Here is a 15,750-nt window from a genome sequence, read left to right on the forward strand (position 1 = left end):
ACGCGTGCTCGTCCGCGCAAAAGAATCGGACGATTTACCGGTTTGTCCTATGAAGGGATGAAAACGAAGAAAATCCGGGCTCGCATTTTTCTCCGCAACGCCGCCGGGGGCCGGCCGCGCGCCCGTGTCGGCGCCGGAGCCGGCCCCCGGCGCCGTCACGGGTCCGCGTTCTCGCTCGGGTCGGAGCGGATCAGAACAGCGCGGAGGTCAGCTTGCGCCGTGCCGCACCGACCCTGGGGTCGCCCGGGGGCAGGAGCTCGAAGAGCCCGAGCAGGTGCGTGCGCGCCTGGTCGCGGTCCTCGTCCGCGGTCCGCCTGACCGTGTCGATGAGCCGGTCGAAGGCGTCCTCGAACTTGCCGCCGTACATGTCGATGTCGGCGGCCCGGCGCTGAGCGGCGACATCGTCGGGGTTCTCGGCCGCGACCTGGAGGGCGCTCTCGGGGTCCACGTCCTGGAGCCGCCCGATGAGGCGCACCTGGGCGAGCTTCAGCTTGGACTCGGTGTCGCCGGGGTCGGCCTTGACCGCGTTCTCGTACGCGGTCGCGGCGGCCTCGAAGTCACCGCGCTCCAGAGCCTCCTGGGCCTCGGCGTCCACCGGGCGGACCGAGGGGTCGCCGGGCTGGGCGCCCTGCTCCCCCTGCGGCTCCTCGGCGCCCGGCTCGCCCTCGACGGTGCCGGGGTGGCCGGGGGGCAGCATGCCCTGCTCGGCGAGGGCGCCGAAGACCTGGCCCAGCCAGTCGCGCAGCTGGTCCTCGGTGGCGGGACCGGCCGGGCCCGGCATGATCTGGCCCTGGACGGCGACGATGATCATCGGCGTGGAGGGCACGCGCAGGGCCTGCATGAGCTGGGGGCTGGCCTCGCTGTCGAGCTTGGCCAGGAACCAGTTGCCGCCCGAACGCACCGAGAGGGCGTCCAGCGCGTTCTCGACCTGCTTGGACTGCTCGGACCAGCTCGCCAGGACGGCCAGCACGACCGGAACGGACATGGACCGTTCCAGCACCTCGGCCTGGAAGTTGGACTCGTCGACGATGACGGCGTAGGGATTGGTTCGACCCGCCGACTCCGCCGCGCGCTGTTTGGCCTCACGTTCCATGGCCGCCTTGCGCGCGCCGAGGTCAACGGCACTGTTCGGTGAAAAGTCCGAAGGCTGCATGGTTCCATCCTGCCGCATGCGCGGCGGGGTGGGTGACGCTCCCGGGTGCCCGCGCGCGATCCGACGCCGAAGGGGTGTTGTCGGAGGGGCCCGCGCCGCCCTACGGTGGGCGCCCTCGGGAGGCGCGACGGGGCCCCATCCGCCCGGAAAGCGCTTCCCTCTCGGGATCGCGAGTGACCCGCTCTGATCTCACCATCACCGAGACGAACAGGACCCCCATGCACACGAACCGACACCTTCGACACCCCCTTCCCCTACGAGCCGGGATCGCGACGGCCGCCCTGGCGCTCACCGCCGGGCTCGGCGGCTGCGCGGGACCCACCCCGGCGCAGACCACCGCCGCGGGCTCCGCCGCGGAGGCAGTGGAAGCAGCGGAGCCCCGGTGCGAGGCCTTCGCGGAGATCCCCCTGGGCCGCTACTGGATCAACAACAACCTGTGGGGCCGGGACGCCGGTTCCGGTACCCAGTGCGTCGAGGAGCTGTCCCAGGACGGCGAGACCGTCGGCTGGCGCACCGACTGGGACTGGACGGGCGAGCCGTACCAGGTCAAGTCCTACGCCAGCGCGGTGCTCGGCTGGCACTGGGGATGGAAGGCGCAGGACACCGGCCTGCCCGTCGCGCTCTCGCAGGACACCCCGGTCCCGAGCAGGTGGGACTACGAGGTCGACACGGACGGAACCGCCGCCGTCAACTACGACCTGTGGCTGCACGACGTCGCCGAGCCCGACTGGGAGGACGACCCCGCCGACGAGGTGATGATCTGGCTCTCGTCCCACGGCGGGGCCGGTCCGATCGGGGAACGGGTGGACACCGTGCGGGTCGCGGGCCAGGACTGGCACCTGCACCGCGGCGAGATCCTGGACGAGTCCGGGAACCACATGTGGTGGGTGCACTCGTTCGTGCACACCGAGGGGACGACCTCCTTCGAGGCGGACCTGGCGGACTTCACGGGCACGCTCGTCGAGCGCGGCGACCTGCGCGAGGAGCAGTACCTGAGCAGTGTGCAGGCCGGGGTCGAGGTCTTCCAGGGGACGGGAGAGCTGACCACGTCGGCCTACAGCACCACGGTCGGGTGAGCTGACGCCGAGGCGCCCGCGCGGCCCCCGGGGCGTGCTCCGCGAGGGCACGCCCCGGCGGGGCCCTCCGTCAGGGGCCGGCGAAGCCGACGGTCACGACGAGTCCGCCTCCCGGCCTGGCACGGGCGGCCGCGGCGGCCCCGTGCGCGAGCGCGATCGAGCGCACGATCGAGAGCCCGAGGCCGCTTCCGGAGCGCGCACCGTGCAGCCGTGCCTCGTCGCCCCGGTGGAACGGCTCGAAGAGGGCGTCCGGATCGGCGACCTCGGCGCCGGTGTTGGTCACCTTCACCACGGTGCGCCCGTGGGCCGCCCGCAGCCGGACCTCGACCCACCCGCCGGGACGGTTGTAGCGGACCGCGTTCTCCACCAGGTTGCGCACCAGGTGCTCCAGCAGCACAGCGTCGCCCCGCACCCGCGCGGGCGCCGCGTCGACCCGCAGCTCCACGTCCTCCCGCCGGGCCTCGTCCCCGTGGCGGTCCACCGCCTCCCGCACGATCGCGGCGAGGTCGACCTCCTCCGTGGCGGCGAGCCCGCGGTCCGAGCGGGCCAACAGCAACAGGCCACTGATCAGGGACTCACTGCGCCCCACCGAGTCCAGCGCCCGCCGGAAGGCCGGACGCAGGTCGTCGGGCACCCGGTCCTGGGCGAGGGGCACCTCCAACGCGGCGCGCTGGACCGCCAGCGGCGTGCGCAGTTCGTGCGAGGCGTTGGCGACGAAGCGGCGCTGACTGTCGAAGGCCCGTTCCAGGCGGGACAGCATCGCGTCGAAGGTGTCGCCCAGCTCCCGGAACTCGTCGTCCGGTCCGGTCAGCCCCAACCTGCTGTGCAGGTCGTGCTCGGACAGCGTGCGCGCGGTCTCGGTCACCCAGTGCAGGCGCCGCATCGGCCGTCCCGCGATGAGCCACCCGGCGGCGGCGGCCAACAGGGTGATCGCCACCAGGGCGAGGACCGAGTTGACGAGCATGTCCGAGAGCACCCCGTCCTGGTAGCCCCCCACCAGGAGCGCGGCCGGCTCGGCCGACCCCGACAGCTCCTGCGTCTGCGACCAGGTCTCCAGCCGCTCGGCCGGCTGCGCCGGCTCGGTCGGGTAGACCTCTTCGCCCTCGCGCGCGACCGCGTCGATGGTCGTGGCCAGCCTGAGGCCGCGGTCCCGCAGGCTCGTGGCGGCCACCAGGTAGTTCGCACCCAGGAGCAGCACCCCGCCGAGCGCGAACACCCCCGTGTAGACGAGGGTCAGCCTGGTGCGGAGCGTCGGGCCGCGACCCCGGTCCGGACGCGTCGCCTCGCGCGCGGCGCCCATCAGATCCGGTATCCGTGGCCGGGGACGGTCTCGATCACCGGCGGGTCGCCGAGCTTGCGGCGCAGACCGTGCACCACCACCTTGAGCACCCCGCTGAACGGGTCCAGGTGCGCGTCCCACACCTTCTCGATCAGCCGGGTGGCGCTCACCGGCGCGCCGTCGGCACGCAGCAGCTCCTCCAGCACGCCCAGCTCCTTCGGCGAGAGCGAGAGGGGCCGGCCCTCGCGCACGGCGGTCCGCCGAGTGGTGTCGAGGGTCACCCCCGCGCGGCTGAGCCGGGGCGGCGCCGCCGGGCGCGCCCGGCGGCCCAGGGCACGGACCCGGGCGACCAGCTCCAGGTAGGCGAAGGGCTTGGCGAGGTAGTCGTCGGCTCCCAGGTCGAGGCCCTCCACCCGGTCCTCCAGACCGCCCGCGGCCGTGAGCATCAGCACACGGGCCTCCACGTCCGGGTTCTCGGCCAGCCGCAGGCACACCTGGTCCCCGTGCAGCACGGGCAGGTCGCGGTCCAGGACGACCACGTCGTAGTCGTGCACGGTGGCCGCCTCCAGCCCGCTGTCGCCGTCGTGGCACACGTCCACGGCCATGCCCTCCCCGCGCAGCCCCTCGGCGACCGTCTGCGCCAGGTCCGGTTCGTCCTCCACCACCAGGATCCGCATGCCCCTCCCCCTTCACCCGCGCGGCACGTCCGACCAGCACTATCGCCCTCGCGGTTAGGCCGAGGTTAGCCCCGGTGCGCCCGGCCCGGCCCTAACCGACGGCTAACCGGGGGGTCGCTGACATGGGCGGCGACCACACGAGCGGTGCCGGCGGGCCCGGCACCCCGAACAGGAGGCGACATGCGCGCGCTGACGCTCACGGCCGTGGCCGCCGCGGCGGCCGGACTACTGCTCACCGGCTGCGGGGTCCTCGGCGGGGACACCGCGGCCGACGAGGGGCAGGAGGAGGTCTCGATGGAGGAGGCGATGATCGACTTCGCCGCCTGCATGCGCGACCAGGGCTTCGACATGCCCGACCCCGACGGCGAGGGCGGGATGATCTCCCTTCCGGCGATGGACCCGGACGACGAGGAGTCCCTGGCGGCGATGGAGGAGTGCGAGGAACTGCTTCCCGTGGACGAGAACGCCCCCTCGGAGGAGGAGATGTTCGAAGCCGACCTGCGGATGGCCGAGTGCCTGCGGGAGCACGGCCTCGACGTCGAGGATCCCGAGCGCGGGAAGGGCCTGGCGCTGCCCATCGAGCCGGGCGACGACGAGCACATGGCGGCGGTCTCGGCCTGTACCGAGGGCGCCGGCGGGGGCGGCGTGACCGTCGACCGCGGAGAGGGCGACTCGTGAGCGCGGACACGCTCCCGGTGCGGGACGGAACGGATCAGGACCCGCCGCGCCGGCGCGGGGCCCGGGGCCTGCGGTGGCTGTTCGCGGCCCTGCTCACCCTGGCGGTGCTGTGCGCGGGGGCGGCCGTGACGGTGTGGGGGTGGCCGGGCGGCGCCCAGGAGGAGGAGTCCGCCGCCCCGGCGGCGACCGCCACGCTGGAGTACGCGACCCTGCTCCGGGAGGAGAGCCTGGACGGGACCCTCGGGTACGAGGAGGGCGGTTCCTTCTTCTCCCGCTCCGACGGGGTCCTCACCTGGCTGCCGGAGGTGGGCACCGAGCTCTCGGCCGGGCAGCGGGCCTGGGAGGTCGACGGCGCCCCCGTCCTCCTGCTCCGAGGCGACACGCCCGCCTACCGGACGCTGGAGCCCGGCGTCGAGGGAGCGGACGTGCGCCGGTTCGAACAGGCCCTGGCGGAGCTGGGGTACGGGGGCTTCACCGTCGACGACGAGTACACGTGGCTGACCGCCGAGGCGGTCAGGCGCTGGCAGGAGGACACCGAGGGCGTGGAGGCCACCGGCACGGTCGGCCCCGAGCGGATCTGGTACTCCCCCGGCCCCGTCCGGGTGACCGGGCACGAGGCGGCGGTCGGCACCGGCGTCGCGCCGGGAACGCCGCTGCTCACCACAGCCGCCACCCGCCGCGTCGTCCGGGTGGACCTGGAGGTCGGCGACCGCGACCTGGTGGCCGAGGGCGACGAGGTGACCGTCGAGATGCCGGACGGCACGCGGGCCGACGGCGAGGTGGAGTCCGTGGGCACGGTCGTGCGGTCGGAGGAGGAAGAGGAGCCGGGGACGGGCGGCGGCGAGGATCCGACCGTGGAGGTCGTGATCGCCCTGCCGGAGGACGGGGAGGGTTTCCTCGACCAGGCGCCGGTCACCGTCCTGGCCCGCGGGGAGTCGCGCGAGGACGTGCTCACCGCCCCGGTGGGCGCGCTCATCGCCCTGCCCGGCGGCGGGTACGGGGTGTCGGTCGTGTCCGGGGACGGCACCGTCGAGGACGTCCCGGTGGAGACCGGATGGTTCTCCGACGGCCTGGTGGAGGTCTCCGGCGACGGGATCGACGCGGGCACCGAGGTGGTGGTCCCCGAATGAGCGCCGTGGAGTTCACCGGGGTGAGCCGCCACTACCCCGGCGGGGTGCGGGCCCTGGACGGGGTGGACCTGCGGATCGACCGCGGTGAGATGCTCGCGATCGTGGGCCCCTCGGGGTCGGGCAAGTCCACCCTGCTCAACCTGCTCGGCACGCTGGACGCGCCGACCTCGGGCACGGTACGCGTGTTCGGCCACGACGTGGGTGCGCTGACCGACGACCAGCTGTCCGCGCTCCGGGCGCGCTCGATCGGCTTCGTGTTCCAGCAGTTCCATCTGGCGGCCAACGTGTGCGCCGTGGACAACGTGGCCGACGGCCTGCTGTACACGGGCGTCCCGGCCCGGGAGCGGGTGCGGCGGGCGCTGCGGGCCCTGGACGGGGTGGGGCTGGCCGACCGGGCCCGCCACCGGCCGCACGAGCTCTCCGGCGGGCAGAAGCAGCGCGTGGCCATCGCCAGGGCCGTCGTCGGGGCGCCGCCGCTGCTGCTCGCCGACGAACCGACGGGCGCCTTGGACACGGCGTCCGGTACGGCCGTGATGCGGGTCCTGGAGGAGCTGCACGGGCAGGGGGTGACGGTCGTGGTGATCACGCACGACCGCGAGCTCGCCGCCGGGCTGCCCCGGCGCGTGGAGGTCCGGGACGGCCGGATCGTCACCGACTCCGCCGCCCCGGCGGGCTCCGCGAGGGCCGCGGCGGCCGGGACGGCCCCCGGGGCGGCCGAGGCGGCCGGGACCACCGAGGCGCCCGGTGGCCGCCTCCGGGCGGGGGGACTCCGGTGAGCGGGCCGATCGAACGGTGGCGGCGGCGCCGTGAGCAGCCGCGTCCCGCCCGGCTCTCGCCGGCGGACCGGCTGCGCACGGGGGCGAGCGGGCTGCGGGCGCGCCCGACCCGCGTGGTGCTCTCGGCGCTGGGGATCGCCATCGGGATCGCGGCGATGGTCGCGGTGGTGGGGGTGTCCTCCTCCGGCCAGGCCGAGCTGGACCAGCGGATCGCGCGGCTGGGCACCAACCTCGTGACCGTCGGCCCCGGCAGCGACCTGTTCGGCGGCACGGCCACCCTCCCCGAGGAGGCGCGGGGGCGGATCGACCGGATGCCGGAGGTCGAGCACACCTCGCAGGTGGAGTCGGTGAGCGGGACGCACGTCTACCGCAGCGACCTCGTGCCGAGCGCCGAGTCGGGCGGGATCGGCGTCTACGGGGTCGACCTCGACCTGCTGGAGACGGTCCGCACGCGGGTGGCGGAGGGCTCATGGCTGAACGCGGCCACGAGCGAGCACCCCGCGGTCGTGCTCGGTCCCTCGGCGGCCGAGCGCCTGGGCATCACGCGGATCACACCGGACACCCTCGTGCTCATCGGCGACACCTACTTCTCCGTGGTCGGGGTGCTGGACCGGGTGGAGTTGGCGCCGGAGCTGGAGAATGCCGCTCTGGTGGGGCAGCGGGCCGCCGAGGAGCTGTTGGGGGCGCGGGGCGAGGCCTCCACCGTGTACGTGCGGGTCGTCCCGGACCAGGTGGAACGGGTCCGGGACGAGGTCGGCCGCAACGCCGACCCCGAGCACCCGAACCAGGTCGAGGTCTCCCGGCCCTCGGACGCGTTGGAGGCGCAGCGGGCCGCGGACCAGACCTTCCAGGGACTGTTGCTCGGACTGGGCGCCGTGGCCCTGCTCGTGGGCGGGGTGGGGGTGGCCAACACGATGGTGATCTCGGTGCTGGAGCGCCGGGGCGAGATCGGTCTGCGCCGTGCCCTGGGCGCCACCCGGCGCGACGTCCGTGCCCAGTTCCTGGTGGAGGCGATGACGCTGTCCGCCCTGGGCGGTGTGTTCGGGGTCGTGCTGGGCGGCCTGGCCACCGCCGGCTACGCGCTCCTGCGCGGCTGGCCGGTGGTCCTGCCCTGGTGGGCGGCCGCGGGCGCGGTGGCGGCCACCGTGCTGATCGGCGCGGTGGCCGGGCTCCTGCCCGCCATGCGCGCCGCGGCCCTGCGTCCCACGGAGGCCCTCGGCGCCGGCTGAGCCGGGTCGGTCCTCTGACCGGAGCGCGGGCGTACGCGCCGGGCACGGCGGGCGCCGTGGGCGCCGCGAGGGCTCGACGCGTCCGGACCGCTGCGCGCCGCACGTGAAGCGGCCCGCCACCCCCGCGAGGGGTGGCGGGCCGCCGCGTGCCGGGCAGCGGTCAGAACCGCGGGTCCTCCGTGTAGGTCCCGAACTCCTCGCCCATGGTGGCGCAGATCTCACCGAGGGAGGCCTCGGCGCGGGCGGCGTCCATGATGAGCGGGATCAGGTTCCCGTCGTCGGCGCGCACGCCCTCCAGGAGCCGGGCCAGGGCCTGGTCCACGGCGGCGCCGTCGCGCTCGCTCCGGCGCCGCGTGAGCACCCTCTTCTGCTCGTGCTCCACCTCGTGGCTGATCTTGAGGATGTCCAGCTCACCGGAGACGGTGCTGGTGTGGCAGTTGACACCGACGATGCGCTTGTCGCCCTTCTCCAGCGCCTGCTGGTACTGGAAGGCCGACTCGGCGATCTCGGAGCTGAAGTAGCCGTTCTCTATCCCCGCCAGGATCCCCGAGGTCATCGGGCCGATCGTGTGCTCGGCGTCCCGGTCTCCGCCCATCCGCAGGATGTGGGCGAAGATCTTCTCCGCCTCCGCCTCGATCTCGTCGGTGAGCGCCTCCAGGTACCACGAGCCGCCCAGCGGGTCGGCGACGTTGACGACGCCGGTCTCCTCCATGAGGACCTGCTGGGTGCGCAGCGCGATCTCCGCCGACTGCTCGGTGGGCAGGGCGAGGGTCTCGTCGAGCGCGTTGGTGTGCAGGGAGTTGGTCCCGCCGAGCACGGCGGCGAGCGCCTCCACGGCCGTGCGCACCACGTTGTTGTACGGCTGCTGCGCGGTGAGCGACACCCCCGCGGTCTGTGTGTGGAACCGCAGCCACTGGGCCTTCTCGCTCGTGGCCCCGTAGGTGTCGCGGATCCACCGCGCCCAGATCCGGCGGGCGGCGCGGAACTTGGCGATCTCCTCGAAGAAGTCGATGTGGGCGTCGAAGAAGAACGACAGGCCCGGCGCGAACCGGTCGACGTCCAGCCCGCGCGAGAGGCCCAGCTCCACGTACCCGAACCCGTCGGCCAGCGTGTAGGCCAGTTCCTGCGCGGCCGTGGCCCCCGCCTCGCGGATGTGGTATCCGGACACCGAGAGCGGTTTGAAGGCCGGGATGTGCTCGGCGCAGTACTCCATCAGGTCGCCGATGAGCCGCAGGTGCGGCTCGGGCGGGTACAGCCACTCCTTCTGGGCGATGTACTCCTTGAAGATGTCGGTCTGGAGCGTGCCGTTGAGCGTGCGGATGTCCACGCCCTGGCGCTCGGCGGCGACCAGGTACATGCAGAACGCGGGGATGGCCGGGCCGCTGATCGTCATCGACGTGGTGGTCTCGCCCAGCGGGATGCCGTCGAAGAGCAGGTCCATGTCGGCGACCGAGTCGATGGCCACACCGCAGTGCCCGACCTCGCCCAGTGCCTGCGGCGCGTCCGAGTCGTAGCCCATGAGGGTGGGCATGTCGAAGGCCACGGAGAGTCCGCCGCCGCCGTTGGCGAGGATCATCTTGTAGCGCTCGTTGGTCTGGCGCGCGTTGCCGAAGCCGGCGAACTGCCGGATGGTCCAGGCCCTGCCCCGGTAGCCGGTGGGGTACAGGCCGCGTGTGTAGGGGTACTCGCCCGGCCAGCCGATGCGCTCGAAACCGGGGACCTCGGCGCCCGGACGCGGCCCGTAGGCCGGCTCCAGGGGGCGCCCGGACAGGGACGTGAAGTCGGCGTCCCGCTTGCGCGCGGCGTCGTAGCGGCGCTGCCAGCGCTCGCGCCCGGCCTCGATGTCCTCGGCCCCGCCGCCGTTGGAGGGGTCGCTCGTGGTGTTCGCCATACCCAGATAGTAGGACGTCCAACTAATGATGTACAGAGGCGGAACCCCTGGCCCGCCCGGAGTGGCGAGGGGCCTCAGCTCCGCTCGGCGGATCCCGCGACGGGTTCGGGGAAGTCGCCGAAGTCCACCCTGAGCCGGGTGAACATCTCGTGCATGCGCCAGAGCTCGTCGTCGGAGTAGCAGCTCAGACCGAACTCCATGCCCAACAGGGCCTGCGTCGCCTGCTCGGTGACCTCGCGACCGGTGTCGGTGATCTCGGCCAGCACGCCGCGACCGTCGCTCGGGTTGGGGAGGCGGCGCACGAAGCCCTGCCCCTCCAGCCGGTCGATGGTGTTGGTGACGCTGGTCGGGTGCACCATGAGGCGCTCGCCGATCTTGCCCAGCGGCAGCGCGCCGGTGGAGCTGAAGGTGAGCAGGACCAGCGCCTCGTAGCGGGCGAAGGTCAGGCCGAACGGCTTGAGGGCGCCGTCCAGCTCACCGATCAGGATCTGCTGCGCACGCATGACGGAGGTGACGGCCGCCATGGCGGGCGAGGCCCCCCAGCGGTGCGTCCAGTTCTCGTGTGCGCGCTCGATCGGGTCGAACGGAAGATTCAACGGGTTTCCCACGCCGTCACTCTAGTCCGCCCGTCTCCCACCCTCTCCCGGGAGCCGCCGCGCGGACGGACGGGCCACCACCCTCACACGTCGAGCCGTCGCAGGGCGCCGAACGCCGGGTCGTCCCGCACGGACCGAACTCCGGACTCGGTGAGAGCGCATAGCAGGCGCCACCGACGCCACCGGCCCGCCCAACGAACGCGCTTTAACACTCTCCAAGCGAGAACTCAAGGTTTTCACGTGGCCACAAGGGGACAACCCGTCGATCAAGCACTGGTCTACCCCGCCAACTCGACTGGTCCGATCCGGGGGCGACGCGGGCTCGGAAAACCCGCGTGAGGGCGTTGACGCGACCCGTAATTATTAGTTAAGTTTCCTAAAAATTAATAGTCCCACGTCAGAGGCGTCAGGCACCTCCTGACCGCCTCCTGACCCCCCAGACCCCGGTCCGGTCACCCCGGCCCGGGCGGTGTCGGTGCTCTGATCCGGGGAGCACCGCCGCCGGGGCCGGCCCGGACCGATGTGCGACGGTCCGGGCCGGCCCTCACCCCCACTCCCGGCCCACCAGCCCGGCCCCTCCCCCTCCCCCCGCTCCCGGCCCGGTGCAGGTACCGGTCCACCCCCAGTCCCGGACACCCGACCTCCCCACCGGAGGAACGTTGCCGCCCCCACCACGTCCGCGCTCCCGAGCACCGCCCCGCTCCCCTGTCGGCTCCGACCCGGAGCCGGGCCGCCACGGCCTGGCCCGCACGAGGACGTTCACGACCGACCGTCCCGCGGAGCACCCGCCGCACCTTCGGACGCACACCCCTCCCCCGACGCCACCGGCAATCTGGCGCCCCGGGGTCCCCCGCATCCGCTCACGTACCAGGAGACCCCCACGTGAGAGCAGCACGACTCAGGACCCGGCTGGCGGCCCTCGCCGCGGCCGCCCTCATCGCCCCCGTGGGCCTGGCGGCCACCCCCGCCGCGGCCGACACCACCGGCATCACCGTGACCTACGTCGAGACCAGCCGCTGGGACAGCGGCTACGGCGGCCAGCTCACCATCGACAACGGCTCCGACGCCGCGCTCGACGACTGGACCATCGAACTCACCCTCCCCGAGGGCACCACCATCACCAGCCTGTGGAACGCCGCCCACACCACCTCGGGCGGCACCCACACGATCTCCGCCCCCAGCTGGGGCGCGAGCGTGCCCGCCGGCGGCGCGTACTCCATCGGCTGGAACGGCACCCACTCCGGCGGGGAGACCGCTCCCGTCGACTGCTCCCTCAACGGCGGCTCGTGCTCCGGTGAGCCCGGGACCCCCGACACCGAGGCGCCCGGCGCACCGTCCGACCCGACCGTCACGGGCACCACCTCCAGCACGGTCTCCCTGGAGTGGGGCGCGGCCACCGACGACGTCGCCGTCGCCGGCTACGAGGTGCTCTCCGGCGGCGAGGTCGTGCGCGCGGTGAGCGGAACCACCGCGACCGTGACCGGCCTGGACCCCGTGACCGAGTACACCTTCACCGTTCGCGCCTACGACTCCTCCAACAACCGGGGGCCGGAGAGCGGACCGGTCACCGCCACCACCGACGAGGCCGGCACCGGCACCCCGGTGGACGAGCGCCGGGTGGCCTACTTCACCCAGTGGGGCATCTACGACCGCGGCTACCTGGTCCGGAACCTGGAGACCTCCGGCACCGCGGAGAAGCTCACGCACATCAACTACGCCTTCGGCAACATCAACGCCAACGGCGAGTGCTTCATGGCCAACCAGGAGGGCCAGGGCGACGCCTGGGCCGACTACGGGCGCTCCTTCACCGCCGACCAGAGCGTCGACGGCGTGGGCGACACCTGGGACCAGGACCTGCGCGGCAACTTCAACCAGCTGCGCGAGCTCAAGGAGCTGTACCCGGACCTGAAGGTCAACCTGTCCCTGGGCGGCTGGACCTGGTCCGAGCACTTCTCCGACGCGGCCCTGACCGCGGAGTCGCGCGAGCGGATGGTCTCCTCCTGCATCGACCAGTACCTGCGCGGCAACCTGCCGCTCTTCGACGGCGCGGGCGGCCCGGGCTCGGCCGAGGGCGTCTTCGACGGCATCGACCTCGACTGGGAGTGGCCCGCCTCCGCCGGACACGAGCACAACACCGTGCGCCCCGAGGACCGGGAGAACTTCACCGCCCTGGTCCAGGAGTTCCGCGACCAGATGGACGCCCTGGAGGCCGAGACCGGTCGCCAGTACGAGCTGACCTCGTTCATGCCCGCCGACCCGGAGAAGATCGACCTGGGCTTCGAGCTGGACCGGCTCATGCCCAACTTCGACTTCATCACGGTGCAGGGGTACGACTACCACGGCGGCTGGGAGGACATCGCCAACCACCAGTCCAACCTGGTGGAGACGCCGGGCGACCCGGGTCCGGACGTGTACTCCACGGAGACGACCATCCAGGCCTACCTCGACCACGGTGTGAGCCCGGACGACATGCTGCTGGGCGTGCCGTTCTACAGCCGGGGCTGGACGGGCGTTCCCGCCGGACCCGACGGGAACGGGCTCTTCCAGACCGGCACCGGCCCCTCGGGCGGCACCTACGAGCAGGGCATCGACGACTGGAAGGTGGTCAAGGACCTGCCCGGCTTCGACCTGTACCGGGACGACGCCGCGGGAACGGCCTGGCTCTACGACGGCACCACGTTCTGGACCTATGACGACGAGACGTCGATGACCCAGAAGACCGACTGGGCGCAGGCCAACGGCCTCGGCGGCGTGATGATCTGGTCCGTCGACGGCGACGACGCCGCCGGCAGCCTCATGACCGCCATCGACGGCGCGCTGGCCGACTGATCCACGGCGTCCCCAGGACGCCCCAGGACGCCGCCCGCCCGGGCCGACGCGGAACCCCGCTCCGCGTCGGCCCGACCCCTGCGGGCAGACAGCGACTGCGGGGGCGCCGGCCCGCCTCAGTCCTCGGTTCCCAGTTCCTTCAGCAGCAGGTCGGCGGCGGTGTAGGGGTCGTGGCGCCCCTCGGCCACGTCCCGGGCCAGGGTGTCGATCCCGCCGTCGGCGCCCACGTCGCCCAGGCGCGAGCGCAGCCGCTCCAGGGCGATCGCCTGGATCTCCCCCCGGGCGCGGGCCCGGCGGCGCTCCGCGAGCTCGCCGCCCGCCTCCAGGTGGGCGTAGTGCTCCTCCACCCGCGCCCACAGCTCGTCGACGCCCTCGTCCTTGGCCGCGACGGTCATGACGATCGGCGGCTTCCACTCCTCGTCGGTGCGGTCGACCATGGCGACCATCTGGCGCAGCTCCCGCAGCGTCACCCGGGCGCCGTCGCGGTCGGCCTTGTTCACGGCGAACACGTCGGCGACCTCCAGCACGCCCGCCTTGGCCGCCTGCACGGAGTCGCCCATGCCCGGCGCGCACAGCACCACGGTGGTGTCGGCCTCGCCGGCGATCTCGACCTCGGCCTGGCCCACGCCCACGGTCTCCACCAGGATCACGTCGAACCCGGCCGCGTCCAGGACCCGCAGGGCGTGCGGAGTGGCCCAGGACAGCCCGCCCAGGTGGCCGCGGTTGGCCATGGAGCGGATGTAGACGCCCGGGTCCGTGGCGTGCTCCTGCATGCGCACGCGGTCGCCCAGCAGAGCGCCTCCGGTGAAGGGCGAGGACGGGTCGATGGCCAGCACCGCCACGCTCGACCCCCGCTCGCGGATGGCGCGCACCACGGCGTTGGTGGTCGTGGACTTGCCCACGCCGGGCGAACCGGTGAACCCGACCACGCGGGCCCGCCCGGTGTGGGGCGCCAGGCCCGCCATGATCTCGCGCAGCTCGGGCGACCCGTTCTCCACCAGCGTGATGGCGCGGGCCAGCGCGCGGCGGTCGCCGTCGCGGACCCGTTCGACCAGTTGGGCGGTGTGCATCGAACTCCTTCGTCTACGTGCTCGCGGCGGGCGCCGGGATCTCCGGCGCCGCCGGCTCGGGGCCGGTGCCCCCGCGCCCGCGGGCGGGGCGGAGGGCTCGTGGCCCCCCGCCCCGCGAACGCGTGTGTCCCGCCGGCTACTCGGCGGGGACGGAGAACAGCAGGGCGTCGCCCTGGCCGCCGCCACCGCACAGGGCCGCGGCGCCGAGGCCGCCGCCGCGCCGGCGCAGCTCGGTGACCAGGTGCAGGGCCAGGCGGGCGCCGGAGGCGCCGATCGGGTGGCCGATGGCGATGGCGCCGCCGTCGACGTTGACGATGTCCTCGGACACGCCCAGGTCCTTCACCGACTGCAGGCCCACGGCCGCGAAGGCCTCGTTGATCTCGATCAGGTCGAGGTCCTCGACGGACCGGCCCGCCTTGCCCAGCGCGTGCATGATGGCGTTGGAGGGCTGGGAGTGCAGTGAGTTGTCGGGCCCGGCGACGTTGCCGTGCGCGCCGATCTCGGCCAGGACCGGGGCGCCGAGCTCCTCGGCCTTGGCGCGGCTCATCACGACCACGGCGGCGGCGCCGTCGGAGATCTGCGAGGACGAGCCCGCGGTGATGGTGCCGTCCCGGTCGAAGGCCGGGCGCAGCTTGGCCAGGCCCTCGGCGGTGGTGTCGGGGCGGATGCCCTCGTCGGCGTCGAAGACGATCGGGTCGCCCTTGCGCTGGGGGATCTCCACCGGGACGATCTCCTCGGCGAAGCGGCCCTCGGCCGCCGCGGCGGCGGCGCGCTGGTGCGAGCGGGCGGCGAAGGCGTCCTGCTCCTCGCGGCCGATGCCGAGCTTGGCGTTGTGCCGCTCGGTGCCGGCCCCCATGGAGTCGCCCTCGAAGGGGTCGGTGAGGCCGTCGTGCGCGGTGGCGTCCAGGACCTCCACGGACCCGTACTTGTAGCCCTTGCGCGACTTGGGCAGCAGGTGCGGGGCGTTGGTCATGGACTCCATGCCGCCCGCGACGACGATGTCGAACTCGCCGGCGGCGATGAGCTGGTCGGCGAGGGCGATCGCGTCCAGGCCGGACAGGCACACCTTGTTGATGGTCACGGAGGGCACGCTCATCGGGATGCCCGCCTTGACGGCCGCCTGGCGGGAGGGGATCTGGCCGGCGCCGGCCTGCAGCACCTGTCCCATCACCACGTATCCGACCTGTTCGCCGCTGATACCGGCCCGCTCCAGCGCGGCCTTGATCGCGAAGCCGCCGAGGTCTGCGGCGGAGAACCCGGCGAGGGAGCCGAGGAGTCGGCCGGTCGGGGTCCGTGCCCCACCGACGATGACGGAACCGGGCATCGTAACTGGCCTCCATGTGATCGGTGACGCACCTGGTCTGCC

Annotated in this window: 13 protein-coding genes; 6 read left to right on the top strand and 7 right to left on the bottom strand. The window is 73.3% G+C overall.

Features of this window, described 5'->3' with window-relative positions; genetic code table 11:
* Positions 1–190: 190 nt before the first annotated feature.
* Positions 191–1,153, bottom strand: a complete 963-nt coding sequence (locus DFP74_RS31245; RefSeq protein ID WP_121187375.1) for a tetratricopeptide repeat protein — start codon at positions 1,151–1,153, stop codon at positions 191–193.
* Positions 1,154–1,371: 218 nt separating this feature from the next.
* Here DFP74_RS31245 and DFP74_RS31250 point away from each other — a divergent pair, with 218 nt between their 5' ends.
* Positions 1,372–2,229, top strand: coding sequence for a hypothetical protein (locus tag DFP74_RS31250; protein WP_121187378.1), 858 nt, complete (start codon positions 1,372–1,374; stop codon positions 2,227–2,229).
* A gap of 70 nt (positions 2,230–2,299) precedes the next feature.
* On the opposite strand, the gene DFP74_RS31255 is transcribed toward DFP74_RS31250, so the two are convergent.
* Both DFP74_RS31255 and DFP74_RS31260 read right to left on the bottom strand, forming a co-directional pair.
* Positions 2,300–3,529, bottom strand: a complete 1,230-nt coding sequence (locus tag DFP74_RS31255) for a HAMP domain-containing sensor histidine kinase (RefSeq protein WP_121187380.1) — start codon at positions 3,527–3,529, stop codon at positions 2,300–2,302.
* Positions 3,529–4,185, bottom strand: a complete 657-nt coding sequence (locus tag DFP74_RS31260; protein WP_121187382.1) for a response regulator transcription factor — start codon at positions 4,183–4,185, stop codon at positions 3,529–3,531. Before DFP74_RS31260 ends, DFP74_RS31255 begins: the two co-directional genes overlap by 1 nt.
* 180 nt (positions 4,186–4,365) lie before the next feature.
* On the opposite strand from DFP74_RS31260, the gene DFP74_RS31265 reads away from it, so the two are divergent.
* The 4 genes from DFP74_RS31265 to DFP74_RS31280 are packed head-to-tail and all read left to right on the top strand — an operon-like array spanning position 4,366 to position 7,998.
* Positions 4,366–4,863 carry a hypothetical protein gene (locus DFP74_RS31265; RefSeq protein ID WP_121187385.1) on the top strand — a complete coding sequence of 166 codons (498 nt, stop codon included), beginning with the start codon at positions 4,366–4,368 and terminating at the stop codon, positions 4,861–4,863.
* A complete protein-coding gene (locus DFP74_RS31270) occupies positions 4,860–5,993 on the top strand; it encodes a peptidoglycan-binding protein (RefSeq protein ID WP_121187387.1) in 1,134 nt (377 codons plus the stop codon). Before DFP74_RS31265 ends, DFP74_RS31270 begins: the two co-directional genes overlap by 4 nt.
* Entirely contained in the window at positions 5,990–6,769 is a 780-nt protein-coding gene (locus DFP74_RS31275) for an ABC transporter ATP-binding protein (RefSeq protein WP_121187389.1), read from the top strand. Before DFP74_RS31270 ends, DFP74_RS31275 begins: the two co-directional genes overlap by 4 nt.
* Entirely contained in the window at positions 6,766–7,998 is a 1,233-nt protein-coding gene (locus tag DFP74_RS31280) for an ABC transporter permease (RefSeq protein WP_233571247.1), read from the top strand. Before DFP74_RS31275 ends, DFP74_RS31280 begins: the two co-directional genes overlap by 4 nt.
* Positions 7,999–8,158: 160 nt before the next feature.
* Here the strand turns inward: DFP74_RS31280 and DFP74_RS31285 are convergent, their stop codons facing one another.
* A complete protein-coding gene (locus DFP74_RS31285; RefSeq protein ID WP_121187391.1) occupies positions 8,159–9,889 on the bottom strand; it encodes a methylmalonyl-CoA mutase in 1,731 nt (576 codons plus the stop codon).
* Between the two features lie 74 nt (positions 9,890–9,963).
* Positions 9,964–10,485 carry a MarR family transcriptional regulator gene (locus DFP74_RS31290; protein ID WP_121187392.1) on the bottom strand — a complete coding sequence of 174 codons (522 nt, stop codon included), beginning with the start codon at positions 10,483–10,485 and terminating at the stop codon, positions 9,964–9,966.
* An 882-nt stretch (positions 10,486–11,367) separates the two neighbouring features.
* Here DFP74_RS31290 and DFP74_RS31295 point away from each other — a divergent pair.
* Positions 11,368–13,314: a glycoside hydrolase family 18 chitinase gene (locus DFP74_RS31295; protein WP_121187394.1), complete on the top strand. Its 1,947-nt coding sequence runs from the start codon at positions 11,368–11,370 to the stop codon at positions 13,312–13,314.
* Between the two features lie 116 nt (positions 13,315–13,430).
* Here DFP74_RS31295 and meaB read toward each other — a convergent pair whose 3' ends face one another.
* Entirely contained in the window at positions 13,431–14,384 is a 954-nt protein-coding gene (meaB, locus tag DFP74_RS31300) for a methylmalonyl Co-A mutase-associated GTPase MeaB (protein WP_121187396.1), read from the bottom strand.
* 136 nt (positions 14,385–14,520) lie between these two features.
* Positions 14,521–15,708: an acetyl-CoA C-acetyltransferase gene (locus DFP74_RS31305; RefSeq protein WP_121187398.1), complete on the bottom strand. Its 1,188-nt coding sequence runs from the start codon at positions 15,706–15,708 to the stop codon at positions 14,521–14,523.
* Positions 15,709–15,750: the final 42 nt, after the last annotated feature.

This window comes from Nocardiopsis sp. Huas11, from assembly GCF_003634495.1.
GTDB lineage: Bacteria > Actinomycetota > Actinomycetes > Streptosporangiales > Streptosporangiaceae > Nocardiopsis.

Bases quoted from the DNA above. Each gene is read 5' to 3' on its own strand.
- DFP74_RS31245 (WP_121187375.1), bottom strand. From the start codon at position 1,153: ATGCAGCCTTCGGACTTTTCACCGAACAGTGCCGTTGACCTCGGCGCG.
- DFP74_RS31250 (WP_121187378.1), top strand. From the start codon at position 1,372: ATGCACACGAACCGACACCTTCGACACCCCCTTCCCCTACGAGCCGGG.
- DFP74_RS31255 (WP_121187380.1), bottom strand. From the start codon at position 3,529: ATGGGCGCCGCGCGCGAGGCGACGCGTCCGGACCGGGGTCGCGGCCCG.
- DFP74_RS31260 (WP_121187382.1), bottom strand. From the start codon at position 4,185: ATGCGGATCCTGGTGGTGGAGGACGAACCGGACCTGGCGCAGACGGTC.
- DFP74_RS31265 (WP_121187385.1), top strand. From the start codon at position 4,366: ATGCGCGCGCTGACGCTCACGGCCGTGGCCGCCGCGGCGGCCGGACTA.
- DFP74_RS31275 (WP_121187389.1), top strand. From the start codon at position 5,990: ATGAGCGCCGTGGAGTTCACCGGGGTGAGCCGCCACTACCCCGGCGGG.
- DFP74_RS31285 (WP_121187391.1), bottom strand. From the start codon at position 9,889: ATGGCGAACACCACGAGCGACCCCTCCAACGGCGGCGGGGCCGAGGAC.
- meaB (WP_121187396.1), bottom strand. From the start codon at position 14,384: ATGCACACCGCCCAACTGGTCGAACGGGTCCGCGACGGCGACCGCCGC.
- DFP74_RS31305 (WP_121187398.1), bottom strand. From the start codon at position 15,708: ATGCCCGGTTCCGTCATCGTCGGTGGGGCACGGACCCCGACCGGCCGA.